Raw genomic sequence first — 26,394 nt, forward strand, 5'->3', positions numbered from 1 at the left:
TGATCCGTCCATACGGTGGACCCCACGCGTGGTGCGATCGTCATCCATTGCGATGCCTCGTGCTGGTTCACCGTCCATCTTCACCAGGGAGTGATCTGATGAGTCGCGACACCGCACTCGTCTCGGCCGACTGGGCCGAGAAGAACCTCGACGCCCCGGCCGTCGTCTTCGTCGAGGTCGACGAGGACACCTCGGCCTACGACGCCGGCCACCTGCCCGGCGCGATCAAGCTCGACTGGAAGACCGACCTGCAGGACCCGGTGCGCCGGGACTTCGTCAACAAGACCCAGTTCGAGGCGCTGCTCTCGGAGCGGGGCATCGCCAACGACGACACCGTCATCCTCTACGGCGGCAACAACAACTGGTTCGCCGCGTACGCGTACTGGTACTTCAAGCTCTACGGCCACGGCGACGTCAAGCTGCTCGACGGCGGCCGCAAGAAGTGGGAGCTGGACGCCCGCCCGCTGGTCAAGGACGCGGTGACCCGTCCGGCCACGCAGTACGTGGCCCAGGAGCCGGACAGCTCCATCCGGGCCTTCCGCGACGAGGTCGTGGCCGCCATCGGCACGAAGAACCTCGTCGACGTGCGCAGCCCCGACGAGTACGCGGGCCGCCTCCTCGCCCCCGCCCACCTCCCGCAGGAGCAGGCGCAGCGCGCCGGCCACGTGCCGACCGCGATCAGCGTGCCGTGGTCCAAGGCGGCCAACGAGGACGGCACCTTCAAGTCCGACGACGAGCTGCGCAAGATCTACGCCGAGGCCGGGCTGGACGACGGCAAGGAGACCATCGCGTACTGCCGGATCGGCGAGCGCTCCTCGCACACCTGGTTCGTGCTCCAGGAGCTGCTCGGCCACCGCAACGTGAAGAACTACGACGGCTCCTGGACCGAGTACGGCTCGCTGGTCGGCGTGCCGGTCGCGCTCGGCGACGAGCCCGGGGAGGCCTGACGATGACCGCACCCACCGCAGCAGCCGCTGCCACCGCTGCCGGCTGCGCCGCCCCGGACCAGTCCGCCCCGCTGCCCGCCAGCCTCGACCTGGAGAAGGAGACCGTCATCACCGGCGTCGTCCGCTCCGCCGAGGGCGAGTCGGTGCCGGGCGCGTACGTCCGGCTGCTCGACTCCACCGGTGAGTTCACCGCCGAGGTGGTCACCTCGCCGGCCGGGCAGTTCCGCTTCTTCGCCGCCCCCGGCACGTGGACGCTCCGGGCGCTCTCCCGCCACGGCAACGGCGACACCGCCGTGACCGCCGCCCGGGGCATCAACGAGGTGGCCGTCACGGTCGCCAACTGACCCGCGCTCTGAATCGACCGCGGCCCGCCACTCCTGCCGGAGTGGCGGGCCGCTGTCGTGCCGCCTACCTCAGATGCCGGTCGCTCTCGTGCAACTCGACGACGGTTCCAGGCTGAAGTCGAGGGTGCCGACAAAGCCTGCCTCGACCCGGGTGCGCTGCACCTCCGGGATCCAGCCGTCCTTGGCGACGATCACCTCGTACCGGCCCTTGGGCAGCCACCACGCGTACCGGCCCTGGGAGTCGGCGGTGAGCGTGTAGCCGGTGGTGCCGCCGACCAGGTTCACCCGCACCGTCGCCGGTACGCCGACCGTCACGCCGGCGCAGGTGACCCCGGTGACCGTGCCCCGGAGCTTGCCCCAGCTCGCCGGGGGAGACACGTTCATCTCCACGCTCACCGGCGGCACCGGGTACGGTACGTCGGCCGCGAACGCCAGCTCACCCCCGTACCGTCCGGGCTGCGCGACCCCGGCGGCGGCCGTCGCGGTGAGCGTGACGGTCACCGTGCGGGACGCTCCCGGCGCCAGCGTGAAGCTGGTGGGCGAGGTGGCGAGCCAGGGCAGGTCCGCCTCCTCCGCGCACAGCTCCAGGCCACCGAGCCGTTCGCTCTGCGCCGACCCCACGAACGAGGTGGGCGAGCCGCCGATCCGGTACGCCCCGCACGCGGCGGCGCCCCGGTACCGGGCGAACTCCGCGTTCGGCAGGTTCCGCCAGCTGCCGGTCGCCGGGTCGTAGCCGACGGTCCGGTTCGTCACCACGCTGGAACCGCTGGTCACGCCGCCGGCCAGCACGAGCATCCCGCCGGCCGCCGCGTACTGCGAGCCCCACAGCTCCAGCGGCAGGTCGGCGATCCGGGTCCAGCTGTCCGAGGCCGGGTCGTACCGGTACGCGTCGGTGTGCTCGGTGCTGCCGGTGCCGCCGGCGCAGTACACCTGGGCACCGATCCCGCCGCAGCTCAGCCAGGCGACCGGGTGCGGGTAGGGCGCGCCGGTGGTGAAGGCCCCGGTCTTCGGGTCGAACACCACCAGCCGGTCGGTCTCCGCGCAGGCCCCGTCGGTGCAGCCGCCCACGAGGTAGACCTTGCCGCCGGCGACCGCCGTCCCGGCGGCGGCGACCGGTGCCGGGTTGGTCGCCCCGGACAGCGTGCTCCAGGTGCCGGTGCCGGGGTCGAGCACGTCCACCGCCGCGACGGTGTCGTCGTCGGCGCCCCAGCCGCCGAGTACGTAGACCTTGCCGCCCACCGACGCGACGCCCGGCTTGGCGCGAGCGGTCGGCAGGTCGGGCAGCGCCGTCCAGGCGTCGGTGTCCGGGTCGTACGCCCAGGCCTTGCGCTCGGTCCCGGTGCCGCCGCCACCGCCGACCGAGTAGACCCGGCCGTCCAGCGACGCCGCCGCGTTGTCGAAGACGGCCGCCGGCAGGTCGGCGATCCGGGTCCAGGCGTCGTCCGCGGACGTACCGGCCTCCGGCGCCGCGCCGCCGTACGCGGTTCCGGTGCGCGCCTTGCTGATGCCCTTGAGCCTCTGCTCGCGCAGCGGGGCGCCCGCCCGGTTGAGCAGCTCGAACCGGCCGGCGCGCTCCAGCACCGCGACGGTGGCCGGGGCGGTACCGGTGTTCTTCACCGTGAGCCGGGTGCTCCGGGTGCTGCCGTACGGCTGGTGGGACTCGACCTGCGCCGGGGTGACCGTGAGCCGGCCGGCGGCCAGCGTGAAGTCGGCCCGCCGCACGTCGTCGGCGACGACGGTGACGTCCTGGGTCGCGGGCGGGTACGGCGGCCGCGTCGCGGTGAACGGGTGCGTCCCGGTGAGGCCGGAGAAGAGCCAGTAGAAGCCGTCCGGCTGGTTCGGGTCCTCCGGCGTGGCGGCCGAGACGCCCCTGTCGGTGGGCCGGTCCACGCTGGTCACCGTGACTCCGTTCACCGGCGCGCCGGTGTTGCGGTCGGTCGTCGTGCCGACCACCAGGCCGCCCGGCGCCGGCGTGCAGTCCCGGTTGACCAGGGCGACGTCGTCGATCTGCCACCACCAGGCGAACGTGCCCTTGAAACGGAACCGCAGCCGGACGTCCGACGCCCCGCCGGCCCCGGTCAGCGGCACCTCTTCGACGCGCGGCCCGCGCCGGCTCGCGGTCTGGTGCCAGACGTTGGTCCACGTGGCGCCGCCGTCGGTGGAGACGTCCACGTCCGCGGTGTCGGTCACCCCGACCGCCCGCCAGTCGCTGCGGAAGCGCAGCACCGGTACGGGCGTGCCGGACAGGTCCACCGCCGGGGTCACCAGGTCGGTGTCCTGGGTGTTGCCTGAGCCCAGCGCGTCACTGTCGATGATCGCGAAGCCACCGCTGCCGCCGGTGAGGTTGCCGCGGCGCCCCGGGTCGTTGAACACCCAGCCGCCCTTGTCGGTGCGGTTGACCACCGACCAGCCGGCCGGTGCGGTCGTACCGTCGAAGCTCTGCGTCAGCAGCGGCGCGCCGAAGCTCCCGGTGTACCCGGCGGCGGTGCAGGCCGCGTCCACCGGCACCGCCACGTCGACCGTGGTGGCGTCGTCGCCGACCGCCACCTCGCGGGTCGCGGTGCGGTAGCCCGGGTACCGGGCCGTGACGGTGATCCGGTACGCGGCGTCCCCGGCCACCGTGGCGGACCACCGCCCGGTCACCGGGTCGGTGAAGATCGGGCCGCCCGCCCGGCCGGCGACGTCCACGCGCGCGTAGAGCGGCCAGCCGTGTCCGGAGCCGTCGGTGACCCGGCCGCCCAGGGTGACCATCGGGCTCGCCGCGAGCGTGAAGTCCCGGGTGACCGCCGCGCCCTCGGCGACCGTCACGGTGGCCGACTGCGTCGCGAAGCCGTACGCGGAGACCGTCACGGTGGTCTCGCCGGCCGGCACGGTCAGCGCGTACCGGCCGTCCGGGCCGGTGGTGACGGTGCGGGTGCCGTCGCCGACGGTCGCCCCGGCGACCGGGTCACCGTCGCCGGCCGAGGTCACCGTGCCGAGGATCCGCCCGACCGGTCCGCGCGGGGCGGTCCGCACCGCCTCGTACGCGTCGAGCCGCCCTTCGCCGAAGACGTTGTTGTCCGCCGCGGTCCCGCCACAGGTGGTGGCGTCGACGTCGCGGGCGGTGCGGTCCAGCAGTGCCTCCGTGGCCGCGGGATCACCGCGCAGGCTGGGGGCCGCCGACCAGACCAGGGCCACGGTGCCGGAGACGTGCGGGGCCGCCATCGAGGTGCCGTTGAAGGCCTCGTACCCGCCGCCGGGCACGCTGGAGCGGACGGCCACCCCGGGCGCGGCGACGTTCGGCTTCAGCGGGTCGGTGTCGGAGCCGCGACCGGAGAAGCCGGCGATGGCGCCGTTCGACGCGTACGCCCCGACGGCGTACGCGGTCGGGTAGTCGCCGGGTGAGCCGGCGCTGCCGCAGGCCGGGCCGTCGTTGCCGGCGGAGAACACCGGGAAGATGCCGGCGGCCCGCCAGGCGGCGACGGTCTGCTGGTACCACGGGTCGCCCCCGTCGCCGCCCCAGGAGTTGTTGACGATGTCGGGACGCAGGTCGGGTCGCGGGTTCTGGCCGTTCGGGTCGGTCGGGGCCAGGACCCACTGGCCGGCGGCGAGCAGTGCGGCGTCCGAGCACGTGCTCACCTCGCACCCCTTCGCGGCCATCCACCGCGCGCCCGGGGCGACGCCGATCTGGTTGCCGGCCCCGTCGTCACCGACCATCGTGCCCATCACGTGGGTGCCGTGGTCGTTGTTGTCGCAGGGCGCCGGGCCGGGGCAGATCCCCGTCGGGTCGTACCAGTTGTAGGCGTGGTCGAAGCTGCCGCCGAGGTTGCCCCGGTAGGAACGGACGAGGGCGGGGTGGTCGTACTGCACGCCGCTGTCGATGTTCGCCACCACGACGCCCTCGCCCCGGTCGCCGAACTCGTCCCACACCCGGGGCGCGCCGATGTCGGTGAGACCCCACTCCACGGCGGCGGTGCGGGCCCGAGCCTGCGCGGCCGGCGTCGGCCGCACCAGCGGGTAGCTGCGGGTGGGCTCGATCCGGGCCACCTCGGGCCGGCCGGCGAGCTCGTCGATCAGGGCCCGGTCGCCGCGGACGCGGAGGGCGTTGGCGATCCAGTACGACGTGTGCTCCACCTTCCGCGCGTCCAGCAGCCTCCGGAGGTCGCGCTGGGTGCGTTCGGCGGTACCGGTCAGCAGGTGGTGCACGGCGCGGGCGCGGCCGTCCGCGTCCCGCAGCTTCGCGGTGTCCCCGAGTGGGGCCGTCTCCCGCAGGTACACCAGGAACGTCGCGATGTCGGTGGCGGTGAGGCCGTCGAGCAGCCCCGGCGAGACGGTCGCCCGGGCCGGTGTGCCGGGTGGCGACGCGGCGAGCGCGGGCTGGGCGGTCAGCCCGAGCACCAGCGCGCCGAGCGCGACGGCCACACGCCACAGGCGGGACCGCGCGGATGGTCGTACGGACACTGTTGCCTCCCCACGTCCACGGGTCCGGTCAGTTCCGGTCCCGCGAGAGCCATGCTCGTGGGACGACAGACGACGATCAATGAAATGTTTCGGTCAGTACCTGGTCAGTGACGGGACGCGATTCTGGCCGATACGCTGATCCCGGGGCGAGCGCCGGTGCGGGTCGATGGGTGGGAGCCTTCACGTCAGCACGGACGGCCGGGGAGGCAGCGTGTCCGGTGGGGCAGTCCCGATAGTTGTCTGTGTCAGTCCCGACGTGGCGGTGCGCGAGCACGTGCTGCGCCGGCTCGACGGGGTGGGGCCGGTGGTGAGCTGTGCCGACCTGGCCGAGCTGCGCGCGATGCTCTTTCCCGAGCCGCCCGCCGAGCCGCCTGCCGAGGCGCCGGTGCCGGTGCCGGTGGCCCGGGATACTCCGGTGAGCTGCGGCGATCTGGTCGTCGACCGGCCGGGACACCTGGTCACCTGGCGGGGGCGGCCGCTGGCGCTGACCCGCACCGAGCGGGAGCTGCTGGGGCGGCTGGCGAGCCCGCCGCTCGCACTCTGGAGCTACGAGCGGCTCTTCGCCTCGGTCTGGGGCGGCGCGTACCTCGGCGACACGGCCATCCTGCACTCGGCGATGAAACGGCTCCGGCACAAGCTGCGCCTGCTGTCCGGCGGCCCACGCGTGCAGACCGTGCGCGGAGTCGGCTACCGCCTCGTCCCCGCGCCGGACGACGCCACCGGGTGAGCGGTGCGGATGCCGGTGGCCGGTCCGCGCGCGGAGCGGCCCGCCGTACCGACGCCGTCGACTGCGGGCGTGCCGGCGCGTGACACGATGGCGCGGTGAGTGCCGTCCACCCCGGGTACGCCCCACCGTCCGGTCCCGACCGCCCGCCGGGCCGCCACCGGGCCGCGCGTTGGCTGCTCGTCGCGACCGTGGCGTGGGCGATGCTGCTGGTGGCGCTCACGTGGTGGTCGGTCCGCACCGACCCGCCGACCGTGAAGGAGCAGCGCACCATCAGCCAGGCGGTGCCGGTGGTCGACCGGGCGGTGGGCCGCCTCGTCGCCGCGATCGGCCCTGACGGCGTGTGGGTCATGACCCCGGAAACGGTCGAGAAGGGGTGCCGCGTCACGCCGGTCAGCGACGGCGCCGAGCTGATCCGTGGCGTCGACGTGCTGGTCGCCGAGGGCGCCGAACGGCCCCTGCTCGACCGGGTCGCCGACGCGCTTCCGGGGTCCTGGCGGGCCGGGGTGCGCGACAGCGTGGACGGCCCGCGCCTGCGTGCCGACGCCGGTGAGTTCGTCCTGGTCGAGGGCGAGGTGCCGGAGCCGGGCCGGGTCCGGCTCACGGTGGCGACCGGCTGCCGGCCGGCCGACGTGGAGTTCGGGGAGCTGCTGCCGCTGCACGCCGCCGGCCTGGCGCTGGAGGAGGCGTCACGCGCCCTGGGCCGACCGGCGACCGACGCCACCGAGGTGGTCGTGGCGCGGTGCCCCGACGGCGGGAAGGCGTGGACCCGCTGGGTGGACGCCGGCTCCGAGCCGGTGTCGCTGGCCGCGCTGGCGCCGCTGGCCGCCGGCGCCGCCCTCGTCGACACCCCCGACACGTACGCCTACCGGCGCGGCCCGGACATCGTCCTCGCCGACGCCACGGGCGAGGAGCTGCGGCTCGCCGCCTCCACGGGCTGCACGGGCTGACGCGCGCCGGCAGCGGATCGGGACCGCCGGCAGCGGGCCGGGACCGCCGGCAGCGGGCCGGGACCGCCGTCAGTGGCCGCGGCGGCCGTCGTGCGGGGTGCGGCTGCGGCCGAGGGCGTCGACCCGGCCCCAGCGGCCCGGGATGTCGAGCAGTTCGATCCGGCCCATGCCGTCCGGCACGTACGGGTCGATGATGAGGTGGTCCCCCTGCGGCTCCAGGCCGAGGATGACCCGGAGCAGCAGCAGCGGTGTTCCCGCCGACCAGGCCTGGGGGCTGCACGCGGTGGGGTACTGCACCGGGTACTCGGTGAGCGCCCGTTCGTAGCCGGCGAACGCCTCCGGCAGCCGGCCCTGGAAGAAGCGGGACGCGGCGAGGATCCCGTCGCAGATCCGCCCGGCCTCCTCGCGGAGGCCGTACTTCCACAGCCCCCAGGCGATGATCGAGTTGTCGAACGGCCAGACCGTCCCGACGTGGTACCCGATCGGGTTGTACCGGCCCTGGTCGTCGGCGAGCGTCCGGACGCCCCAACCGGAGAAGAGCCGGGGGCTGAGCAGGTGCTCGGCGAGGCGTCCGGCGCGCGACTCGTCCACGATGCCGCTCCAGAGCAGGTGACCGATGTTCGAGCTGAGCGCGTCCACCTGCCGGCCGTCGGCGTCGAGGGCGAGCGCGTAATACTCCTTGTCCGGGATCCAGAAGTCGCGGTTGAACCGGATCTTCAGCTCGGCCGCCTCCCGCTCCAGCCGGTCGGCGTACGCGGGGTCGTTCCAGAACTGGCGGGCCAGGCGGGCGCCCCGGATCTTCGCGTCGTACGCGTACCCCTGGAGCTCGCAGGTGGCGCGGGGGAAGTCCGGCAGCCGCCCGTCGTGGTAGGAGATCGAGTCCCAGGAGTCCTTCCAGCACTGGTTCGGGAGCCCGGTGTCCGGGTTGCGGGTCCGGTACCAGACGTAGCCGGTCCCGAGCAGGTCGCCGTACGTGTCGATCCAGGCGAGCGCGGCACGGACCGTCGACTCCAGCTTCATGACCAGTTCGGCGTCACCGGTCCACCGCTCGTACTCATCGAGCAGGATCACGAAGAGCGGCGTGGAGTCGGCGGAGCCGTAGTAGGGCGAGTGCGGCTGCTCCTCGAACCCCGCGGTCTCGCCGTACCGCAGCTCGTGCAGGATCTTGCCCGGCTCCTCGTCCCGGAAGTCGTCCAGTCGGTGTCCCTGGAGACCGGCGAGGAGCATGACCGTCGACGGGATCAGCTCGGGCAGGAACGGCACCACCTGGAGGGAGGTGAAGATGCTGTCCCGCCCGAACAGGGTCATGAACCACGGCAGGCCGGCGGAGATCAGCCGGGCTCCGAGGGAGAGGGACTCGTAGCGCAGGGCGGCCAGGTCGTTGAGGCTGCGCCGGTACGCGCCGGCCAGCGGCTCGCAGTCGCAGCCGAGTTTCGGCGCCCGCTCGATCAGCTCGTTCTGCTCCGCCTCGATGGCGGCCGGGTTGCGGCTGCCCCGGAACTGCGGCAGGACGTTGCGGATGTCCTCGCCCCGGGCGCCGTAGATGATGGAGCTCACGTGCAGCCGGGTGGTCCACTCCCCGTGCGGGCCGATGCGGATCCGGAACGTCATCCCGGCCACGTCGATGTCGCCGGGCGTGCTGGTCGACACCACGGTCTCCCGGTGGAAGGCCTCGCGCCGGTAGGTGAGCCGCAGTTCGTTCTCGCCGACGCTGGCGGTGGTGTGGCCGTGTTTCTGGCGGACGTTCTTGATCTCGAACAGGTCGGCGAAGTCGGCGCCGATGTCGATCCGGAGGATGAACTCGATCTCCTTGCCGGCGTGGTTGAGCACGGTCACTTCCTCGTCGATGCTCCCACCGATGGCGCGGCTGCGGATCACCGACACCTTCGCGTCGAGGTAGTGGGTCGGCTCGCCGGGGGCCAGGAAGAATCGGGTCTGGTAGGACCGGGCGTCGTCCACCGACAGGGCGTGCAGGCGCTCCCCGTTGAGCGTGAGCAGCCAGGTGGAGAGGAACCGGGTGTCGAACGAGAAGAGCCCGGTGGGGAAGTCCAGGGACGGTTCGATGTCCCCGCGGCGGTCGCTGACCAGGAAGGTGTTGCCGTCCAGGATGCTGATCAGCTCCTTCACCGCAACCGTCCGGCCTGTTCACGAGCGGCCTCGCGCGGGTCCTGGGCGTCCGGCGGGTTGGGGAAGAACCGGCGGAAGGCGAGGAAGAGCACGACGTTGCCGCTGAAGCTGCTTTCGTTGCGCAGCACCGCGGAGATCGCCTGCGCCCGGCCGGTGACGAGCCGGTCGAAGAGGTCCTGGCTGCTGTACCAGATCCCGTCGGCGGGCCCGCGCATGCGGCTGACCTCGATCGAACCGGGTGCCATCCGGATTCGCCAGTGCTCGGTCCGGTTGCCGTTGCTGAGGTCGATCTGGATCGTGCCGCTGATCGGGCCGCGGAGGACGGCCGGGGCGCGCGCCGGTAGTGATTCGAAGAATCGCTCCGTTGCCTCGGTCACACCCGAATCGTAGGCATTGGCCCGACTTGCCGCGTCGGTTCCGGTCTTAGTACACGAGCGCCCGGGCGTCCTCGGCCATGGCCTCCTCGACGAAGACCGCGGCGCCGGCGATCCGGACGCCCGGCAGCACGTCGCCCGGGCCGATGTCGCGCCGCGCGGCGCACTGGGTGCAGGCCGTCACCCTGCCGGTGGTCAGGATCACGTGCAGCAGCTCCGCCAGCGGTGCCGAGTGCGGGAGCTCGAACTCCTGTGCCCGCCCGGGCAGGGCGAACCAGGTCGCCTCGCCGGTCAACCAGAGCGAGACGTCCACCCCGGCCGCGGCCGCGGTGGCCGCCACCGTGAACGCCTGTGCGCACCGCTCCGGGGCGTCGGCGCCCGCGGTGGCCTTGACGACGAGGGTACGGGCCATGACGCCAGCATAGGATGGTCGCCGATGGTCACGGAGATAGGGTTCGTCAGCCTGTTGGTCGCCGGCCTGGGCGCACTCGCCGGTGGCCTGGTCTACCTTGCCGTACGCATTTCGAGAGGCCGTTGGTGAGCGCACCGACGGGGAAGGGCGGAGAGAACCGGTGAGCGACGAGAACCCCCTGCAGCCACCGCCGTGGTTGAACGCGCCGCCGGTCGACCCGTACCCCTACGAGGAGAGCCACGACCTGCGGGTCGGTCCGAAGCTGCACCCGGCGCTGGACGGCCTGCTGCCGTACATCGGGGTGTGGCGGGGGCGTGGCCGGGGCGGCTTCCCCACGATCGAGGACTTCGACTTCGCGCAGGAGATCCGGATCAGCCACGACGGGCGGCCGTTCCTGTTCTACGAGTCCCGGGCCTGGCTCCTCGACGAGCAGAGCCAGCCGGTCCGCCCCGCCGGGCGCGAGGTCGGCTGGTGGCGGCCGGTGCTGGCCGGTGACCGGGCGACCGACGAGCTGGAAGCGCTGATGACCACGCCCACGGGCGTGATGGAGCTGCACATCGGCAAGCGCAAGGGCACGCAGATCGAGTTCGTGACCGACGCCGTGGTCCGCACCTCCACCGCCAAGGAGGTCACCGCCGGCCACCGCCTGTTCGGCATCGTGGAAGGCGCCCTGCTGTACGCGCAGGAGATGGCCGCCGTCGGCCACGGCCTGTCCCCGCACCTCTCCGCCCGGCTGATCCGCGTCGGCGGCTGAGCACCGGCCGGGGTCCGGGCCGTGGACCCCGGCTCAGGCCGGTGGCACGGGGAAGCCCACCAGGGCCTGCAACCGTCCGGTGTAGGCCGACCGGGGCCGGTCGACTCCGTCGAGCGCACGGACCTCGACCAGGCCCCGGACCGACGAGGTGAACCAGACGCCGTCGGCGGCGGCCAGGTCGGCCGGCGTGGCCATCCGTTCGTCGGCGTCCAGCCCCGCCTCGTCGGCGTGGGCGAGCAGCCAGGCGGCGGTGGTGCCGGGAAGGATGCCGGTGTCGGCGGCGGGCACCGTGCAGAGGACGTCCCCGGCCAGCCACACGACGTTCGCGATCGGCCCCTCCAGCGCGTACCCGTCCGAGGAGATCCAGAGCACGTCGTCGACGCCCGCCCGGGAGGCCCAGCGGCGGGCGGCGGTGCTCACCGCGTACGACGTCGACTTGACGCCGGCGGGCAGCCAGTCCAGGCCGGAGCGGGCCCGGGCGGGCACGCCCAGCGGCAGCGTCGCCACGGTGATGGCGTCCCGGCGGGCGTCCCGGGCCGACGCCGGCACCTCGGCCAGCGTGGCGTACACGGTCGGCGGCCCGCCACCCTCCGGCCCCCGGGTGCAGACCAGCCGCAGCGCTCCCTCGACCTCGGCGGGCCACCCGAGGGCGACCTCGTCGAGGAGGGCGACCAGCGCCTCGGTCGGGGGCAGGGGCAGCTCCACCGCCTTCGCCGACCGGGCCATCCGCTCCAGGTGGGCCTCCCGCAGCCAGGGCCGCCCGGACCGCAGGTGCATCGTCTCGAAGAGCCCGTCGCCGCGCAGTACGCCGAGGTCGTCGCCGCGCAGCACCGCCTCCCCGGCCGGCACCCGGCCGCGCCCGAGCACCGCCATTCTCGCTGCCACCATGACCGCCGAGCATAGGGCCTGAGTCGCGTCCGGGCCGGGTCGTGGCTCGTGCCGGCAGGTCGACACAGGGCCCGCGCGGACTCGCCGCCGCGGCCGGGGTCTCGCGCGGGGGCGAACTATGATCGGACGGTGTCCGAAACCTCCCTCGCGGAACTGCTCCGGGCCCGTGGCCTGCGGCTGACGGCGCAGCGGCAGCTCGTCCTCCAGGCGGTGCTCGACCTGGGCCACGCCACGCCGGAGCAGATCCACACGGCCGTCCGTGAGGTGGCCGCGGGGGTCAACATCACCACCATCTACCGCACGCTGGAGCTGCTGGAACGGCTCGGCCTGGTGACCCATACCCACCTCTCGCACGGCTCGCCGACGTACCACGCGGCCGGTGAGGACCAGCACGTGCACCTGGTCTGCCGCGAGTGCGGCGCGATCGACGAGATCGATCCGGACCTGCTGCGCCCGCTGGCCGACCAGCTCGCCGAGCAGCGAGGGTTCCGGGTGGACATCGGCCACGTCTCCCTCTTCGGTGTCTGCGGCCGCTGCGGAAACGGGGACCGGGAATGATCGACATCGAGGGTGCGGTGGCCGTCGAGAGCATCGACGAGGCCAGCCGCGACCAGCCGGAGCCGGTGCACGCGGCGGCCGGCGTACGGGGGGTGGCCGCACACTACGGCGACCCGCTGCGCGAGCAGCGCACGCTGGAGACCGCCGTCGGCCTGGTCGACCGCTCCCACCGGGGCGTGATCGCGGTGCCCGGTGAGGACCGGATCGGCTGGCTGCACACGCTCACCACCCAGCACCTCGGGCAACTGGCCGCCGGGCAGGGCACCGAGCTGCTGGTGCTCTCCCCGCACGGGCACGTGGAGCAGCACGCGATGGTCGCCGAGGACGGCGTCACCACCTGGCTGGACACCGAGCCGGGCGCCACGTGCGGCCTGCTCGCGTACCTGGAGCGGATGCGCTTCTTCAGCAAGGTCGACCCACGGGACGTGACGGCGGACCACGCGCTGCTCTCGCTGGTCGGTCCCGAGGCGCCGGCCGCCCTGACGACCCTGGGCGTGAGCGCCCTGGCCGAACCCGACGTGGTCGCCGTGCCGGGCCCGAAGTTCCGCTCCGGCTCGGTGCCGCCCCGGCCCACCGTCCTCTACGACGTCCGCCCGCTGCCGGTGGGCGGGTGGGCCCGCCGCGGGCCGCTGGGCGTCGACCTGCTGGTGCCCCGGGCCGAGATGGAGCAGGTGGTCGGCGAGCTGCGCGGCGCGGGGGTGCCGGTCGCGGGCCTGTGGGCGTACGAGGCGGTGCGGGTTGCCGCCCGCCGGGCCCGGGTCGGGGTGGACACCGACCACCGCACCATCCCCGCCGAGGTGGATCTGATCGCGCCGGCCGTGCACCTGGAGAAGGGCTGCTACCGGGGGCAGGAGACGGTGGCCCGCGTGCACAACATGGGACGGCCGCCACGCCGGCTCGTCCTCCTGCACCTCGACGGGGTGACCACCGACCAGCCGCCGGCTGCCGGGACGCCGGTGGCCCTCGACGGCCGGGCGGTCGGCTTCGTCGGCACCGCCGTGCACCACCACGAGCTGGGCCAGATCGCCCTGGCGGTGGTCAAGCGCAACGTCCCCGACGACGCCCGACTGCTCATCGGTGACACCGCCGCCGCGATCGATCCGGCGTAGGGCTGCCGCCAGAGGAAGGTTCACTTCCCTGTGCCCCGGATGGCGGAAAACTTCCTGTCGACGGCGCCCGGGCGGCCGTCTAGGATCCGGGCATGACGACAGGGACGTTGATCACGGTTGCCCCGACCGGCGCGGAGTCGGCCAAGGCGGAGGTGCCGGCGCTGCCGGTGACCCTCGACGAGTTGCTGCTGACCGCGAAGGAGTGCGAGGCGCTCGGCGCCGCCGTGATCCACGTCCACATCCGGGACGACGACGCCCGGCCCACCCTCGACCAGGGCCGGCTGCGCGACACCGTGGCGGCGCTGCGGGACAGCACGGACCTGGTCGTCCAGCTCTCCTCCGGCGGCGCGGTGACCGACCCGGAGGCCGACCGGCTCGCCGTCCTGGACGCCGGCCCGGACATGGCCTCCTGCACCATGGGCACGGTCAACTTCGGCGACGACGTCTTCCTCAACCGCTGGGAGTTCATCGTCGAGCTGCACACGCGCATGCAGGAGCGGGGCATCGTCCCCGAGTACGAGATCTTCGACCTGGGCCACCTCACCGCCCTCCAGCGGCTGCTCGGGAAGTACGGGCTGCCGGCCGGCGGGCACGTGCACGTCGACTTCGTCATGGGCGTGCCCGGCGGTATGCCCGGCACCACGGCGACACTGGTCGCGGCCCAGCAGATGCTGCGCGACCTGCCGGAGGGCACCACGTTCTCGGCGACCGGCATCGGTCGCAGCACGATCCCGGTGCTGCTCGCCTCGCTGTCCGCGGGCGGGCACCTGCGGGTCGGCATGGAGGACACGGTCACGTACGCGAAGGGCCGGCCGGTCGAGTCCAACATGCAGCTCGTCGCGCGCGCCGTCGGGTTCGCCCAGCTCGCCCAGCGCCCGCCGCTCACCACCGCCGAGGCCCGGGGGCTGCTCGGCGTGACCGCCGCCGGCAGGTAAGCGGCGGCCGGGCGGGCGCCCCTGTACGCCGCCGCATCGAGCACCTGGTCACCCGCCCGACGGCCCTGATCGGCGGGCGGTACCGTCCACGTTGTGGGAAAGACGTACGAGGGCGGCGTGCCGCTCGCCGAGGTGGTCCGGTCCGGGTTCGTGGAGGGCATGCACCGGGGGTCGGTGGTGGTGCTGGACCCCGCCGGTACGCCGGTGGCCGCCGCCGGGGACGTGACCGCACCGGTCTTCCCCCGCTCGTCGAACAAGCCGATGCAGGCGGTGGGCATGATCCGCGCCGGGCTGCCGTTGACCGACCCTGCCGACCTGGCGCTGGTCTCGGCCAGCCACGCGGGGGAGGAGTTCCACCTCGCCCGGGTCGGCGCGCTGCTGGCGCAGGCCGGGCTCGACGAGTCGGCGCTGCACTGCCCGCCGGACCTGCCGGTCGGGGAGGACGCCCGCACCGCCGTGCTGCGGGCCGGCGGCGGCCCCACGCGTACGCAGATGAACTGCTCCGGCAAGCACAGCGGGATGCTGTTGACCTGCCGGGCCGCGGGGTGGCCGTTGGAGAGGTACTGGCGGCCCGAGCACCCGTTGCAGCAGCGGCTGCGGGAGGCGGTCGAGGAGTTCACCGGTGAGCCGGTGGCGGCGACCGGCGTGGACGGGTGCGGCGCCCCCGTGCTCGCCGTGTCGCTGACCGGCCTCGCGACGGCGTACCTCCGGCTGGTCTCCGCCGAGCCCGGCTCGGTGCCGCGTACGGTGGCCGACGCGATGCGCGCCCACCCCGAGATCGTGGGCGGTACGCAGGCCGACGACACCCGGCTGATGCGCGGGGTGCCGGGGCTGCTCGCCAAGGTGGGCGCGGAGGGCGTCATCGCGGCGGCCGTGCCCGGCGTCGGGGCGGTCGCCCTCAAGATCGACGACGGCGCCGGCCGGGCCCGGATGCCGGTGCTGGTCTCCGCACTGGGCCGGCTCGGGGTCGCCGCGCCGGTGCTGGAGGAGTTCGCCGAGGTGCCCCTGTTCGGCGGCGGCCTCCCGGTCGGAGCCGTCCGCCCCCTCTGGTAGCCGGCCGGGGCCCCACCCGCGTTGCGGAGATCAACTCGCCCGCCAACTTCATGATCCGGCGGGGCCGCCTCGGTGTTTCAGGGGAGAAAGTCGCGCAGGGCGGCGTTGACCGGTTCGGGGCGCTCCAACGGGAGCAGGTGACCCGCGTCCGGCACGTCCGGCAGGCGGACCGCCTCGGGCGCCTCGGCCGCGATCCGGTCGGCCAGGCGGCTGACGTCCGGCAGGTCGGCGGCGCCGGCCGTGACGAGGACGGGCATCCGCAATTCGCCGAGCCGGCCGATGGCGGGCGGGTCGAGGTCGGTGACTTCGACGGCGCTGAGCGCCTGTTCGGCGGCGAGGGCACGCAGGTCCAGCTGGTGCGCGAAGGCGATCAGGTCCGGATCGACGTCCTCCGGACGGCGGCCGGGGCCGACCACCCAGAAGCGCACCTCGGCGGCGGCGTTGGCGGGGACGTCGTCGGGGTCCACCTCGCCGATCAGGCTGTCCCAGAGGTCGTTGGCCTCGTCGGACCACCGGTTGCCGGAGACCGCCGCACCCAGCAGGGCCAACGCCGTCACCCGGTGCGGGTGCGCCAGCGCGGTGTCGATCGCGACCGCGCCACCGAAGGAGCAGCCGACCAGGGCGGCACGCTCGATGCCGAGCGCGGCCAACAGCCCGGCCAGGTCGTCGTGGTTGGCGAACGGTGCGGGCGGCAACCCGGACTCGCCGTAGCCGCGCAGGTCCAGGGCGATCACCCGGTGCCGGGACGCCAGTGCGTCCACCTGCTCCCGCCACATCCGGCGGTCGGCGATCCCCGCGTGCAACAGGACGACGGGCGTACCGTCGCCCGTGTCGTCGTACGCGAGCCGTGCCCCGTTGACCATGATCTTCGCCATCACGCGCAGGTTAGAGATCGGGATACCCGGGGCGCAACGGGATTGCTGAGACGCTGCTAACTCTGGCTAGCAATCCGCTTGCAGGAGCTAGCAGTACGGGGTAGCGTCGAGGTATGGCTACTGGTAAAGACCTTCCCGACGTCGGCGGGTTCATTCGTGACCTGCGCCGGAACGCGAAGATCTCGCTCCGGCAGCTCGCCGAGCAGGCGGGGGTCAGCAACCCGTACCTGAGTCAGATCGAGCGTGGGCTGCGCAAGCCCAGCGCCGAGGTGCTCCAGCAGCTCGCCAGCGCGTTGCGGGTGTCGACACCGGCGATGTACCTGCGGGCCGGGCTGCTGGACGACAAGGAGGGCCAGGGCGTGCTGGCGGCGATCGCCGTCGACCCCGACCTGACCATGGCGCAGAAGCAGTCGCTCACGCAGATTTACGAGACGTTCCGCCGGGAGAACGCCCGGCTCGCGGAGGCGACCGCGGCCGCCGGCGGCGCGACACCGACCACCACCGACGAGGCGGCGGGCCCCGCCACGCCGCCCGGATCGGCCGCGGACCTGGCCAACGCCGCCGCCACCGGCCCGACCACGCCGGAGGGCACGCCGACGGAGGCGGTCCTCGAGTCGGTCGCCGTCACGGAGTCCGGCCCCGCACCCGCCCCGACCCCCGCGAAGAAGGTCGCCCGCCGGGCGGCCCCGAAGGCCGCCGGTGCGGCCGAGGAGGAGAAGTCATGACCACCCAGCCGAAGACCAACCGCATCCCGGCCCCGCTCTACGCCGCCGCCGGCGCGGGTGAGCTGGCGTACCAGCAGCTTCGTAAGCTTCCCGCCGTGGTGAGCGACCTGGGCAACCGGGTCGTCGCCGACCTCGGCGGCAAGGCCGTCGTCACCGGCGTCGAGCTGCGGCAGAAGGCCAACGAGACCCTGCGCACCGCGACGGTGACCGCCGACGGCCTGCGCCAGAAGGCCGCCACCGACCTGGACCTCAACCGGCTCCGCGAGGCCGCGGACCTCAAGCGGGTCCGCGAGGCGGCCGACCTCAACCGGCTCCGTGAGGTCGCCGACCTCGACAAGCTGCGCGAGGTCGCCACGCGCAACGCGGCCGTCGTGGTCGCCGGCGCGCACGCCGCCCAGGAGCGGGCGCTCGCCGCGTACGGCGCGCTGGTCGCCCGTGGTGAGCGGGTCGTCGGTGCCGGCGTGCTGGAGGCCGCCGAGACCGTGAACGCCGACATCGAGGCCACCGAGGCCGCGCCGGCCGCGACCGCCGCGCCGGCCACCGCCGAGGCGCCGACCCCGGCCGAGGTCGCCGAGGTGGCCGAGGCCAAGCCGGCCGCCGTGAAGAAGCGGACCACCAAGGCCACCGCCAAGCCGGCCACCCCGTCGGCGAAGCTGCCGCGTGCCACGAAGCGGACCCGCCCGGCCGCCGAGTGACCTGCTGAGAGCGACCCCGGGTCCGTCCTGTCGGACGGACCCGGGGTCGCAGGCATAAGCTTGCCGTCATGGCCACCGCCGCGCCGATCTTCGCCTTCGCCGTCCGTGACGTGATCGAGCTGATCCTGCTCGCCTTCGCGCTGATCGTCCAGGGTGTAGCCCTGGTGCATGCCATCACGCAGCGGTCCGACGGGTTCACCGCGATCGGCACCCTGCCCAAGGGTGGCTGGGTCGCCATCCTCGCCGTCTGCCTCGTGCTGACCCTCCTCGGCTTCGGCCCCATCAGCCTCTTCGGACTGATCGGCATCGCCGCCGGGCTCATCTACCTGCTCGACGTCCGGGTCGGCCTGCGCGACCTCAGCGACGGCCGAGGATCCTGGTGAGGGGTTTCCGCTGGCCCCCACCACCGGACGGCGGTCCCCGCACCTGGGGCCCCGGCCCGGGAGGCCCCCGCACCGGCCGCCCGGCCCTGCCGGAGCCGGAGACGGACCTGGTCACCACCCCGCACGGCGTACGGCTGGAGCAGCTGGTCACCGGCGCGGGTGACCCGGTCACGGTGTTCGCGCACGGGCTGGGCAACGGCATCGCGACCACCCGGCCGTTCGGCAGCGGTGTGGCCGGCCGCAAGATCTTCTTCCAGTTCCGCGGTCACGGCCGCTCCGACGCGCCGGCCGGCCCGTGGAACTACGTCGACCTCGCCCGCGACCTGCGCGCGGTCGCCGACCTCGGCGGCGCGACCCGGGCGTTCGGCGCGAGTCTCGGTGCCGGCGCGCTCTGCCGCCTGCTCATCGAGAGTCCGCAACGGTTCGAGCGGCTGGTCTTCTTCCTGCCGGCGGTCCTGGACCGACCGCGCGGCGAGGTGGCCCGGGAGCGGCTCACCGCGCTGCTCGACGCGGTCGAGAGCGGCGACGCGGCCACGGTCGCGGACGTCGTCCAGGTGGAGCTGCCGCCGGCCGTACGGAACACGCCCGCCGGCTGGGCGTACCTGCGGCAGCGCCTCGACCAGCTCCTGCGCGACGGTCTCGCGTCGGGCCTGGCCAGCCTGCCCGACTCGGTGCCGCTGCGGGACACCGCGGCACTGGCCGCGGTGACCGCGCCAGCCCTCGTGATCGGGTGCGCGGGCGACGACCTGCATCCGGTCGGGGTCGCCGAGCAACTCGCGGCGGCGCTGCCCCGGGCCACCCTGCACGTGTACGACCGGCCGGGCGTCCTCTGGACCGACCGCGCCGACCTGCGGGAACGCGTTTCGGGGTTCCTCAACGAGTAACCTGCGGTGTCATGGGCGTCACACACCACGGCCGCACCCACCGGCTCGACCTCGCCGACCCGACCCTGCGGGAGTGGGAGTGCAGGGTGCTGCTCGCCGATCCTGAGCAGGGCATCGTGCTGGACCGCTCGGCCTTCTACCCGGGCGGCGGCGGGCAGCCGCCGGACCACGGCGTCCTGCTCTGGCAGGGCGTGCAGACCCGCATCGTCGGCACCCGCAAGGGCGACGACCTCTACCTGATCCCGGCCGAGGGTGACCCGCTGCCGCCGCCCGGCACGACCGTCACGGGCGCGGTCGAGGACGAGCGCCGCACCCGGCTGATGCGCACCCACTCCGGCCTGCACGTGCTCTGCGGGGTGGTCTTCCGGGACTTCGGCGCGCTCGTCACCGGCGGCAACATGGAAGCTGGCGAGGCACGGATGGACTTCAACCTTCCCGAGGTGCCGCCGGACTTCAGGACCCGCATCGAGGAACTGGTCAACGCCGAGGTCGCGGCGGACCGGGCGGTGGCCGTCCGGGTGCTCCCGCGGACGGAGGCCCTCGCCCTGCCGGACATCATCCGCACCCAGTCCAACCTGATCCCGCCGGACGAGCAGGAGGTGCGGATCGTCGACATCGTCGGGTTGGACGTGCAGGCCGACGGCGGCACCCATGTGGCCTCCACCGCCCAGATCGGCAAGGTCCAGGTGGTCAAGGTGGAGAGCAAGGGCCGTGCGAACCGCCGGGTCCGCGTCCGCCTGGTCGACTGAGGACGCACGCGCCAGGGCGACCTTGCCGAGAGGTTGCCATCAGGTGAACAGGTGGCGAGGATCTCCGAAGGATCGGTCCCCGGCCTCGACGACCGGGGCCCCGGCGACAAAGGAGTCCCCCGATGCCTGATCTCAACCGGCGTACGTTGCTGCGCGGCGCTGCCGCCGCGGCCGGCGGCGCCGTCCTCGGCGGCCCGTTCCTCGGGTTCGTGGCGCGTGGCGAGGCCGGCGCGGTCGGCCGGCGTCCGGCACCCGACCCGGTCCTCGGGCCGGTGCCGGACCTGCGCGACGGCAAGGTCCGCCTGCACCTGCCCGAGGGCTTCCAGTACCGGTCGTTCCACGACACCGAGTTCCCGGTGGTGCTCGACGACGGCACCCGGCTGCCGGGCCGGCACGACGGCATGGGCGCGTTCCGCGGTCGCGGCGGCACGGTGCGGCTGGTCCGCAACCACGAGGTGAACAACCCCGGCCCGGCGTTCGGCGACGCCTCCACCGCGTACGACCCGATGGCGCAGGGCGGCACCACCACGGTCGAGGTGACCCGGTACGGCGAGGTCCGCCGCTCCTGGACCAGCCTGAACGGCACCATGATGAACTGCTCCGGCGGCGTGATGCCCTGGGGCAGCTGGATCACCTGCGAGGAGACGGTCAACGGGCCGGATGTCGGCCCGGACTTCACCGGTACCTCCAACGTGCCGCTCACCCAGCCGCACGGCTTCATCTACGAGGTACCCGTCGACGGGCGGTCGGACGGTAGCCCGATCACCGCTGCCGGCCGGTTCGCCCACGAGTCGGTGGCGTACGACCCGCGCGGCGGGCACCTGTATCTCACCGAGGACAACTTCGGCTTCCCGTCCGGCTTCTACCGCTACACCCCGCCGAGGCACCCGCGGTCGTGCGGTCGGCTGATGGACGGGGGCCGCCTGCAGATGCTGGCGGTGCGCGGTCGGCCCAATCTGGACCTGGCCGCGGCCCAGCCCCGGCACGCCGCGTACCGGGTGGAGTGGGTGGACATCGACGATCCGGCGCCCCGGTTCCCGTACACCCCGGGCGAGGTCGCGCCCACGACCAACGACAAGGCGCTGACGTACGTCTCCCGGCAGGGCTGGGAGCGGGGCGCCGCCTACTTCTCCCGGCTGGAGGGGTCGGCGTACGACGACGGCGTCGTGTACTTCACCGCCACCCAGGGCGGTGGCCCGGCGGAGACCTCGACCGGCCCGATCGCCGACGGCTACGGCAACGGGCACGGCCAGGTGTGGGCGTACCACTGCCGGACGCAGGTGCTGCGGCTGGTGTACGAGTCGCCCGGCCCGGACGTGCTGGACTTCCCGGACAACGTGACCACCAGCCCGCGCGGCACGCTGGTGGTCTGCGAGGACAACGTGAACGACAACTACCTGCGCGGGCTCACCCCGCGTGGCGAGCTGTTCGACATCGCGCTGAACCGGTTGGTCAGCAGCACCGGCGCGGACCGGTCCAACGACGAGTTCGCCGGCTCCACGTTCAGCCCGGACGGGCACACCCTGTTCGTCAACATCCAGGCGAGCCGGGGCATGACGTTCGCGATCTGGGGTGACTGGCGCCGGATCGGGGTCTGACTCACCGGCCGCGGGGGTGGGCTGGCGGTGCCCCACCCCCGCGACCGTGTCAGCCGCGTAGCCCCGCCGGCAGGTGGGCGGCGCGGACGTCGAGCAGCCACCGCTCCACGGTCGCCTCGTCGGGGCGGTCCGGCAGCGGCGTCCGGATCGAGTCGAAGTCGCGTTCCGCCTCCGCCAGCAGCGTCCGGGCCACCTCGATGTCACCGCCGGCCACCTGATCCCCGAACGACCGGAACCACTGTGGATCCTCGAGCCGGATCTCCAGCGTTCCGGTGGCGTAGAGGCGCCGGCCCTGGTGCACGAGCCGGGCCAGGTGCCGGGCGTGTTTCGCGGTCCGCCGCCGCACGTCGGACGAGAACGTCCCGTCGCCGCGGGACTCCAACTTGCGGAACTGCCGGGACGCGTACCCGAGGAAGGCGTCGCGGACCCGGGGCGCGGACAGGAACGCGGACCGGATCTGGATCAGCCGCTCGCCGAACGCCGTCCGTGTCTCGTAGCAGTCGTCCGGCAGCCACATCAGCTCGGTGGCGGTCGGGTTGCCGCTGAGCGCCAGCTTCGCGTATTTCGCAGCCTCGTGCAGGGTCACGTCCGGGTCGGTGGTGACGACGGACTCCTTCGGCGGGTGCAGGCCGTGGAAGGCGACGGTGGGCGCGGCGAACACGCCGATCCGGTCGACGTCCGATCCCGGCCCGGCCAGCCCGTACGCGACCGAGCCGACGATCCCGGAGAGCAGCAGGTGCATCCGGCGAGCATGACGCACGAAACCCGGTCGCGAAACCGGACTCCGGATGTCAGGTATTCCTGCGAGGGTCGGACGCATGACGACGAAACCGCTGACAGGGAAGGTCGCGCTGGTCGCCGGCGCGACCCGGGGCGCCGGCCGGCAGATCGCCGTCCAGCTCGGCGCGGCCGGCGCGACGGTGTACGCCACGGGTCGCAGCAGCCGGACCACCGGCCGCTCCGAGATGGACCGGCCGGAGACCATCGAGGAGACCGCCGACCTGGTGACCGCGGCCGGCGGCACCGGCATCGGAGTCCGGGTGGACCACCTGGTCCCCGACGAGGTCCGCGCACTGGTCGAGCGGATCGACGCCGAACAGGGCCGGCTCGACGTGCTGGTCAACGACGTCTGGGGGGCCGACCCGCTCATCACCTGGGAGAAGCCGGTCTGGGAGCAGCCGCTCGACGGTGGCTTCCGCACCCTGCGCCTGGCGATCGACACCCACATCATCACCAGCCACTTCGCGTTCCCGCTGCTGATCCGCCACCCCGGCGGGTTGGTCGTCGAGATCGGCGACGGCACGAAGGCGTACAACGACACGACGTACCGGCTGTCGGTCTTCTACGACCTGGCGAAGGTGTCGGTCAACCGGCTCGCGTACTGCTGGGGGCACGAGCTGAAGCCGCACGGCGGCACCGCCGTGGCGCTCACACCCGGGTGGATCCGCTCCGAGATGATGCTGGAGCACTACGGCGTCACCGAGGAGAACTGGCGCGACGGCGCCGCCAAGGACCCGCACTTCCTCATCTCGGAGACCCCCGCCTTCGTCGGGCGCGCGGTCGCCGCGCTGGCCGCCGACGAGGACCGGGCCCGCTGGAACCAGGCCTCCGTCTCGGCCGGCGAGCTGTCCCAGGTGTACGGGTTCACCGACGTCGACGGCAGCCAGCCGGACGCCTTCCGCTACATCACGGAGGTCGTGGAGAAGGGCCGGCCGGCGGACGTCACCGGCTACCGCTGAGCGGGGCGGGCGGTCCCGCGCTGTCCGGGCCGCCCGGGGCATCCGATGGGCCGGCGTCACCCCGAGCCGTCCGCGTCAGCCGGTTGGAGCGGCGTCGCCCGGGCCGCCCGCGGCCTCGTCCGCGTAGAGCGCCGCGCTGCGCCGGGCGGCATCGGCCAGCCGCGCCCGCAGCTCGGGCGGGTCGAGCACCGCCACCTCCGGACCGAGCCCCAGCAGCTGCGGGTACGCGACCTCGAGCGACTCGACGGGCAGGCGGGTCACCACCCACCCCTGCCCGTCGGGCTCGCCGGCGGCGGCGAGCGCCTCGTCGTACACGAAGGGGGCGTCGGCGAGGTAGCGGAGCCGGCGCAGGCCGGCGGGGCTCAGCCGGATCGTCACCTCGGCCCGGAGCATGCTCCGCAGGAACGCCTCGGCCTGCTCCCGCCAGTGCGCGGCCAGGTCGAAGCCGGCGTCCCGGTCGAAGGTCTCCGCGTCCACCTCGACGTGAATGACCCGGTCCACCCGGTACGTGCGGTACGCGTCCCCGACGCGGCCGACCAGATACCAGACGCCGCTCTTGAGGACCAGCCCGTACGGGTGCGCCTCCCGCTCGACCTCGCGGTCGCCGCGCCGGTAGCGCAACCGCACCACCCGGTCCCGCCAGACCGCGCCGGCCAGCTCGCTCAACCACGGCGGCGGCCCGGTCTCGCGGAACCACCCCGGCACGTCCAGGTGGAACCGCTGCCCGGTGCGGACCGGCGCGTCGCGCAGGCTCGGCGGCAGCGCCGCGAGCACCTTCAGCTCGGCGGACGCCACTGCGTCGGTCAGTCCCATGTCGCCGGCCGGCCCCGGCAGCCCGGCCAGGAAGAGCGCCTCCGCCTCGTCCCGGGTCAACCCGGTGAGCCGGGTCCGGTAGCCGCCGAGCAGCCGGTAGCCGCCCGCACGACCCCGGTCCGCGTAGACCGGCACCCCGGCGGCGGACAGGGCCAGCACGTCGCGGTAGACGGTGCGCTCGGAGACCTCCAGCTCGCGCGCCAGCTCCGCCGCCGTCATGGTCTCCCGCGACTGCAGCAGCAACACCAACGAGATCAACCGAGCCGCCCGCACCCGCCCATTGTGTAAGGAAGGGCCCCTTGTTAACGCCGGCGGTAGAGGAAGGGACCCCTGTTAACAGGCAGCGCGGCTTCAGCGACGGCCGAGCGCTAGGCTCGGCGACCGTGAGCGCACCCCGTGACCTTGCCGCCCCCGTGACCGGGGCCGCCGGCCGGTTCCTCGCTGGTGTCGGGCTGTTCCTGCGCGGGCTCGGCCTGTACGTCCGCAGCCCCGGCCTGATGCTGCTCGGCGTCGTGCCGGCGCTGCTTTCCGGGGTGCTCTTCGTCACCGCGTTCGCCACGCTGGTGTACTTCGTCGACGACCTGGCGGCGCTGCTCACGCCCTTCGCCGACGGCTGGTCGGCCACCTGGCGCGGCCTGCTCCGGGTGGTCGCCGGGCTGGCCCTCCTCGGGCTGGGCGGCCTGCTCGCGGTGGTCGCGTTCACCGCCGTCACCCTGGTCATCGGCGACCCGTTCTACGAGAAGATCTCCGAGCGCGTGGAGGAGCGGTACGGCGGCACGCCGAACGCCGTCGACGTGCCGTTCTGGTCGTCGCTGCGGCGCAGCGCGGCCGACTCCCTGCGGTTGGTGGCGCTGTCGGTGCTGTTCGGGGTGCCCCTCTTCGCCGCCGGCCTCATCCCGGTCGTGGGCCAGACCGTGGTGCCGGTGCTCGGCGCGGCCGTGGGTGGCTGGGTGCTCGCGGTGGAGCTGACCGGTGCGCCGTTCTACCGGCGCGGCAAGCGGCTGCCGGAGCGGCGTGCCGCACTGCGGGCGGACCGTCCGACCGCCCTCGGCTTCGGGACGGCGGTCTTCGTCTGCTTCCTGATCCCGCTCGGCGCGGTGCTGCTCATGCCGGCCGCCGTCGCCGGTGCCACGCTGCTGGCCCGTCGCGTGCTCGGCCAGCCGACGACGGAGGGCTGACCGTGGAGATCACCCTGGTCGAGGGCGACATCACCGCCCAGCGGGTCGACGTCATCGTCAACGCCGCCAACTCGTCCCTGCTGGGTGGCGGGGAAGTCGACGGTGTACGGCTGGCCGCTGGAGGACGCCGTCCGCCAGGGGCTGTCGGTGCTTCGGTCGGCACGGCCCGTCAACGTCACCGAGGCGCGGCTGGTCCTGTTCGGCGCGGACACGTACGCGGTCGCCGAGCGGGTGCTCGCCGGCTGATCAGGTCAGCTCGCGCAGGCAGGACCACTGGGACGCCACCGGGCGGTAGCCGAGCCGGGCGTTGATGGCGAGCATCGGCGCGTTCGCCTCGTCGTTGCCCGTGTACGCGACGGTCACCCCGTCGGCGGCGGCCCGGTGCAGGGCGGCCAGCTTCGCCGCGGTCGCCAGCCCGCGTCCCCGGTGCTCCGGGGCGGTGCCCGTGTAGTCCGACCACATCCGCGCGCCGTCCCGCTTCACCAGGCTGATCGCGGCCAGGACGCCGTCGACCTCCGCGCCCGTGCTGGCCTCCCGGTCCAGCCCGACGTTGTCCCACGTGTCGGCCCGCCAGTGCTCGTACGTGAGAGCGTCGGTCGGCACGTCCCCGGGCTCGTCGACGCTGGCGGCCACATCCACCTGGTACACCCGGTGCGGGTCGACACCGGCCAGGGAGACCAGGCGCACCCCGGCGGGGGCGGCCGGCAGCGGCGGCAGCGACCCGAGGTCGAGAGCGGAGAAGCGTTCCTCCCGGCTCGGTGTGAAGCCGCGCCGCCGGGCGTACGGCAGCGCCTCCGGCAGCACCCGCCCGCGCAGCACCGGTAGCCGGAGCGGGGCGAGATGGTCCAGGGCGGCGTCCAGGAGCCCACTGCCGATACCGCGTCCCCGGTGCTCGGGGTGGACGTGCAGGAGCGAGATCTCGCCCACCGGGCGGGTGGAGCTGGTGTTACGGAACGTGGAGACCCAACCGACGATCTCGCCCTGAATCTCGGCGACGAAGGCCGTCCAGTGCCGGTCTCGTGGCGGCTGCGCGATCATCTGCCGGGTCGACGGGACGCCGCGCACCAGGTACGGCAGGACGTGGGCGCGCAGCGCCACGACGGCCGGAGCGTCGTCCGGCACGGCGGTACGGATCCGCAC

The 26,394-nt window shown here is 73.8% G+C and carries 27 protein-coding genes and 1 pseudogene; 19 read left to right on the forward strand and 9 right to left on the reverse strand.

Features of this window, described 5'->3' with window-relative positions:
- Positions 1-98: 98 nt before the first annotated feature.
- A complete protein-coding gene (locus ACTMS0_RS09785; protein ID WP_441154828.1) occupies positions 99-947 on the forward strand; it encodes a sulfurtransferase in 849 nt (282 codons plus the stop codon).
- Between the two features lie 2 nt (positions 948-949).
- Positions 950-1,291, forward strand: coding sequence for a DUF1416 domain-containing protein (locus tag ACTMS0_RS09790; protein WP_441154829.1), 342 nt, complete (start codon positions 950-952; stop codon positions 1,289-1,291).
- A 69-nt stretch (positions 1,292-1,360) separates the two neighbouring features.
- Here the strand turns inward: ACTMS0_RS09790 and ACTMS0_RS09795 are convergent, their stop codons facing one another.
- Positions 1,361-5,731 (reverse strand): S8 family serine peptidase, encoded by a 4,371-nt coding sequence (locus ACTMS0_RS09795; RefSeq protein WP_441154830.1) that lies wholly within the window; start codon positions 5,729-5,731, stop codon positions 1,361-1,363.
- Positions 5,732-5,942: 211 nt separating this feature from the next.
- Here ACTMS0_RS09795 and ACTMS0_RS09800 point away from each other — a divergent pair, with 211 nt between their 5' ends.
- Positions 5,943-6,458, forward strand: coding sequence for a winged helix-turn-helix domain-containing protein (locus ACTMS0_RS09800; RefSeq protein ID WP_441154831.1), 516 nt, complete (start codon positions 5,943-5,945; stop codon positions 6,456-6,458).
- A 95-nt stretch (positions 6,459-6,553) separates the two neighbouring features.
- Entirely contained in the window at positions 6,554-7,405 is an 852-nt protein-coding gene (locus tag ACTMS0_RS09805) for a hypothetical protein (protein ID WP_441154832.1), read from the forward strand.
- A 69-nt stretch (positions 7,406-7,474) separates the two neighbouring features.
- Here ACTMS0_RS09805 and ACTMS0_RS09810 read toward each other — a convergent pair whose 3' ends face one another.
- The 3 genes from ACTMS0_RS09810 to ACTMS0_RS09820 are packed head-to-tail and all read right to left on the reverse strand — an operon-like array spanning position 7,475 to position 10,318.
- Complete coding sequence (locus tag ACTMS0_RS09810) at positions 7,475-9,532, reverse strand: amylo-alpha-1,6-glucosidase (protein WP_441154833.1); 2,058 nt, start codon at positions 9,530-9,532, stop codon at positions 7,475-7,477.
- Positions 9,529-9,909, reverse strand: coding sequence for an SCP2 sterol-binding domain-containing protein (locus ACTMS0_RS09815; protein ID WP_441154834.1), 381 nt, complete (start codon positions 9,907-9,909; stop codon positions 9,529-9,531). Before ACTMS0_RS09815 ends, ACTMS0_RS09810 begins: the two co-directional genes overlap by 4 nt.
- A gap of 46 nt (positions 9,910-9,955) precedes the next feature.
- Positions 9,956-10,318: a DsrE family protein gene (locus ACTMS0_RS09820; RefSeq protein WP_441154835.1), complete on the reverse strand. Its 363-nt coding sequence runs from the start codon at positions 10,316-10,318 to the stop codon at positions 9,956-9,958.
- Between the two features lie 24 nt (positions 10,319-10,342).
- On the opposite strand from ACTMS0_RS09820, the gene mtfM reads away from it, so the two are divergent.
- A complete protein-coding gene (gene mtfM / locus ACTMS0_RS09825) occupies positions 10,343-10,447 on the forward strand; it encodes a small membrane protein MtfM (RefSeq protein ID WP_267897534.1) in 105 nt (34 codons plus the stop codon).
- Positions 10,448-10,478: 31 nt separating this feature from the next.
- Entirely contained in the window at positions 10,479-11,072 is a 594-nt protein-coding gene (locus tag ACTMS0_RS09830) for an FABP family protein (RefSeq protein WP_441154836.1), read from the forward strand.
- 33 nt (positions 11,073-11,105) lie between these two features.
- On the opposite strand, the gene ACTMS0_RS09835 is transcribed toward ACTMS0_RS09830, so the two are convergent.
- Entirely contained in the window at positions 11,106-11,960 is an 855-nt protein-coding gene (locus ACTMS0_RS09835) for an aminotransferase class IV (protein WP_441154837.1), read from the reverse strand.
- Between the two features lie 129 nt (positions 11,961-12,089).
- Between ACTMS0_RS09835 and ACTMS0_RS09840 the strand changes: the two genes are divergently transcribed.
- From ACTMS0_RS09840 to ACTMS0_RS09855, 4 genes are all read left to right on the forward strand, one after another.
- Positions 12,090-12,518, forward strand: a complete 429-nt coding sequence (locus ACTMS0_RS09840; protein ID WP_441154838.1) for a Fur family transcriptional regulator — start codon at positions 12,090-12,092, stop codon at positions 12,516-12,518.
- Positions 12,515-13,627 carry a CAF17-like 4Fe-4S cluster assembly/insertion protein YgfZ gene (ygfZ, locus tag ACTMS0_RS09845; protein ID WP_441154839.1) on the forward strand — a complete coding sequence of 371 codons (1,113 nt, stop codon included), beginning with the start codon at positions 12,515-12,517 and terminating at the stop codon, positions 13,625-13,627. The genes ACTMS0_RS09840 and ygfZ overlap by 4 nt, the downstream gene beginning before the upstream one ends.
- A 92-nt stretch (positions 13,628-13,719) precedes the next feature.
- Positions 13,720-14,562 carry a 3-keto-5-aminohexanoate cleavage protein gene (locus ACTMS0_RS09850; protein ID WP_441154840.1) on the forward strand — a complete coding sequence of 281 codons (843 nt, stop codon included), beginning with the start codon at positions 13,720-13,722 and terminating at the stop codon, positions 14,560-14,562.
- 93 nt (positions 14,563-14,655) lie between these two features.
- Positions 14,656-15,615, forward strand: a complete 960-nt coding sequence (locus ACTMS0_RS09855; RefSeq protein ID WP_441154841.1) for an asparaginase — start codon at positions 14,656-14,658, stop codon at positions 15,613-15,615.
- A gap of 77 nt (positions 15,616-15,692) precedes the next feature.
- Here the strand turns inward: ACTMS0_RS09855 and ACTMS0_RS09860 are convergent, their stop codons facing one another.
- Positions 15,693-16,490 carry an alpha/beta fold hydrolase gene (locus tag ACTMS0_RS09860; protein ID WP_441154842.1) on the reverse strand — a complete coding sequence of 266 codons (798 nt, stop codon included), beginning with the start codon at positions 16,488-16,490 and terminating at the stop codon, positions 15,693-15,695.
- 113 nt (positions 16,491-16,603) lie between these two features.
- Between ACTMS0_RS09860 and ACTMS0_RS09865 the strand changes: the two are divergent.
- The 6 genes and pseudogenes from ACTMS0_RS09865 to ACTMS0_RS09890 form a co-directional block, all read left to right on the forward strand.
- Positions 16,604-17,089 (forward strand): annotated as a pseudogene (locus tag ACTMS0_RS09865) (helix-turn-helix domain-containing protein); the annotation flags it as partial.
- Positions 17,090-17,211: 122 nt separating this feature from the next.
- The gene (locus ACTMS0_RS09870; protein WP_441154843.1) at positions 17,212-17,910 is read left to right on the forward strand and encodes a hypothetical protein; all 699 of its coding nucleotides are present in this window, start codon (positions 17,212-17,214) and stop codon (positions 17,908-17,910) included.
- 68 nt (positions 17,911-17,978) lie between these two features.
- Positions 17,979-18,293 carry a DUF2516 family protein gene (locus tag ACTMS0_RS09875; RefSeq protein ID WP_167999880.1) on the forward strand — a complete coding sequence of 105 codons (315 nt, stop codon included), beginning with the start codon at positions 17,979-17,981 and terminating at the stop codon, positions 18,291-18,293.
- Entirely contained in the window at positions 18,290-19,177 is an 888-nt protein-coding gene (locus ACTMS0_RS09880) for an alpha/beta fold hydrolase (RefSeq protein ID WP_441154844.1), read from the forward strand. Before ACTMS0_RS09875 ends, ACTMS0_RS09880 begins: the two co-directional genes overlap by 4 nt.
- A gap of 11 nt (positions 19,178-19,188) precedes the next feature.
- Positions 19,189-19,926, forward strand: coding sequence for an alanyl-tRNA editing protein (locus tag ACTMS0_RS09885; protein WP_441154845.1), 738 nt, complete (start codon positions 19,189-19,191; stop codon positions 19,924-19,926).
- Positions 19,927-20,048: 122 nt separating this feature from the next.
- Entirely contained in the window at positions 20,049-21,524 is a 1,476-nt protein-coding gene (locus tag ACTMS0_RS09890) for a PhoX family protein (RefSeq protein WP_441154846.1), read from the forward strand.
- Between the two features lie 49 nt (positions 21,525-21,573).
- Here the strand turns inward: ACTMS0_RS09890 and ACTMS0_RS09895 are convergent, their stop codons facing one another.
- Positions 21,574-22,266, reverse strand: a complete 693-nt coding sequence (locus ACTMS0_RS09895) for a nucleotidyltransferase domain-containing protein (RefSeq protein ID WP_441154847.1) — start codon at positions 22,264-22,266, stop codon at positions 21,574-21,576.
- A gap of 76 nt (positions 22,267-22,342) precedes the next feature.
- On the opposite strand from ACTMS0_RS09895, the gene ACTMS0_RS09900 reads away from it, so the two are divergent.
- Positions 22,343-23,263 carry an SDR family oxidoreductase gene (locus ACTMS0_RS09900; RefSeq protein WP_441154848.1) on the forward strand — a complete coding sequence of 307 codons (921 nt, stop codon included), beginning with the start codon at positions 22,343-22,345 and terminating at the stop codon, positions 23,261-23,263.
- 75 nt (positions 23,264-23,338) lie between these two features.
- On the opposite strand, the gene ACTMS0_RS09905 is transcribed toward ACTMS0_RS09900, so the two are convergent.
- A complete protein-coding gene (locus ACTMS0_RS09905; RefSeq protein ID WP_441154849.1) occupies positions 23,339-24,349 on the reverse strand; it encodes a helix-turn-helix transcriptional regulator in 1,011 nt (336 codons plus the stop codon).
- Between the two features lie 110 nt (positions 24,350-24,459).
- On the opposite strand from ACTMS0_RS09905, the gene ACTMS0_RS09910 reads away from it, so the two are divergent.
- Complete coding sequence (locus ACTMS0_RS09910) at positions 24,460-25,254, forward strand: EI24 domain-containing protein (RefSeq protein WP_441154850.1); 795 nt, start codon at positions 24,460-24,462, stop codon at positions 25,252-25,254.
- Positions 25,255-25,356: 102 nt separating this feature from the next.
- Entirely contained in the window at positions 25,357-25,500 is a 144-nt protein-coding gene (locus ACTMS0_RS09915; RefSeq protein ID WP_441154851.1) for a hypothetical protein, read from the forward strand.
- Here ACTMS0_RS09915 and ACTMS0_RS09920 read toward each other — a convergent pair whose 3' ends face one another.
- A complete protein-coding gene (locus tag ACTMS0_RS09920; RefSeq protein ID WP_441154852.1) occupies positions 25,501-26,394 on the reverse strand; it encodes a GNAT family N-acetyltransferase in 894 nt (297 codons plus the stop codon). It abuts the gene before it with no gap.

The organism is Micromonospora sp. H33 (assembly GCF_052068455.1).
Taxonomy (GTDB): Bacteria; Actinomycetota; Actinomycetes; order Mycobacteriales; family Micromonosporaceae; genus Micromonospora.

Excerpts from the sequence above, each read along its gene's own strand:
- ACTMS0_RS09785 (WP_441154828.1), top strand. The coding sequence starts at position 99 with ATGAGTCGCGACACCGCACTCGTCTCGGCCGACTGGGCCGAGAAGAAC.
- ACTMS0_RS09790 (WP_441154829.1), top strand. The coding sequence starts at position 950 with ATGACCGCACCCACCGCAGCAGCCGCTGCCACCGCTGCCGGCTGCGCC.
- ACTMS0_RS09820 (WP_441154835.1), bottom strand. The coding sequence starts at position 10,318 with ATGGCCCGTACCCTCGTCGTCAAGGCCACCGCGGGCGCCGACGCCCCG.
- mtfM (WP_267897534.1), top strand. The coding sequence starts at position 10,343 with ATGGTCACGGAGATAGGGTTCGTCAGCCTGTTGGTCGCCGGCCTGGGC.
- ACTMS0_RS09835 (WP_441154837.1), bottom strand. The coding sequence starts at position 11,960 with ATGGTGGCAGCGAGAATGGCGGTGCTCGGGCGCGGCCGGGTGCCGGCC.
- ygfZ (WP_441154839.1), top strand. The coding sequence starts at position 12,515 with ATGATCGACATCGAGGGTGCGGTGGCCGTCGAGAGCATCGACGAGGCC.
- ACTMS0_RS09850 (WP_441154840.1), top strand. The coding sequence starts at position 13,720 with ATGACGACAGGGACGTTGATCACGGTTGCCCCGACCGGCGCGGAGTCG.
- ACTMS0_RS09860 (WP_441154842.1), bottom strand. The coding sequence starts at position 16,490 with ATGGCGAAGATCATGGTCAACGGGGCACGGCTCGCGTACGACGACACG.
- ACTMS0_RS09870 (WP_441154843.1), top strand. The coding sequence starts at position 17,212 with ATGACCACCCAGCCGAAGACCAACCGCATCCCGGCCCCGCTCTACGCC.
- ACTMS0_RS09875 (WP_167999880.1), top strand. The coding sequence starts at position 17,979 with ATGGCCACCGCCGCGCCGATCTTCGCCTTCGCCGTCCGTGACGTGATC.
- ACTMS0_RS09885 (WP_441154845.1), top strand. The coding sequence starts at position 19,189 with ATGGGCGTCACACACCACGGCCGCACCCACCGGCTCGACCTCGCCGAC.
- ACTMS0_RS09890 (WP_441154846.1), top strand. The coding sequence starts at position 20,049 with ATGCCTGATCTCAACCGGCGTACGTTGCTGCGCGGCGCTGCCGCCGCG.
- ACTMS0_RS09895 (WP_441154847.1), bottom strand. The coding sequence starts at position 22,266 with ATGCACCTGCTGCTCTCCGGGATCGTCGGCTCGGTCGCGTACGGGCTG.
- ACTMS0_RS09900 (WP_441154848.1), top strand. The coding sequence starts at position 22,343 with ATGACGACGAAACCGCTGACAGGGAAGGTCGCGCTGGTCGCCGGCGCG.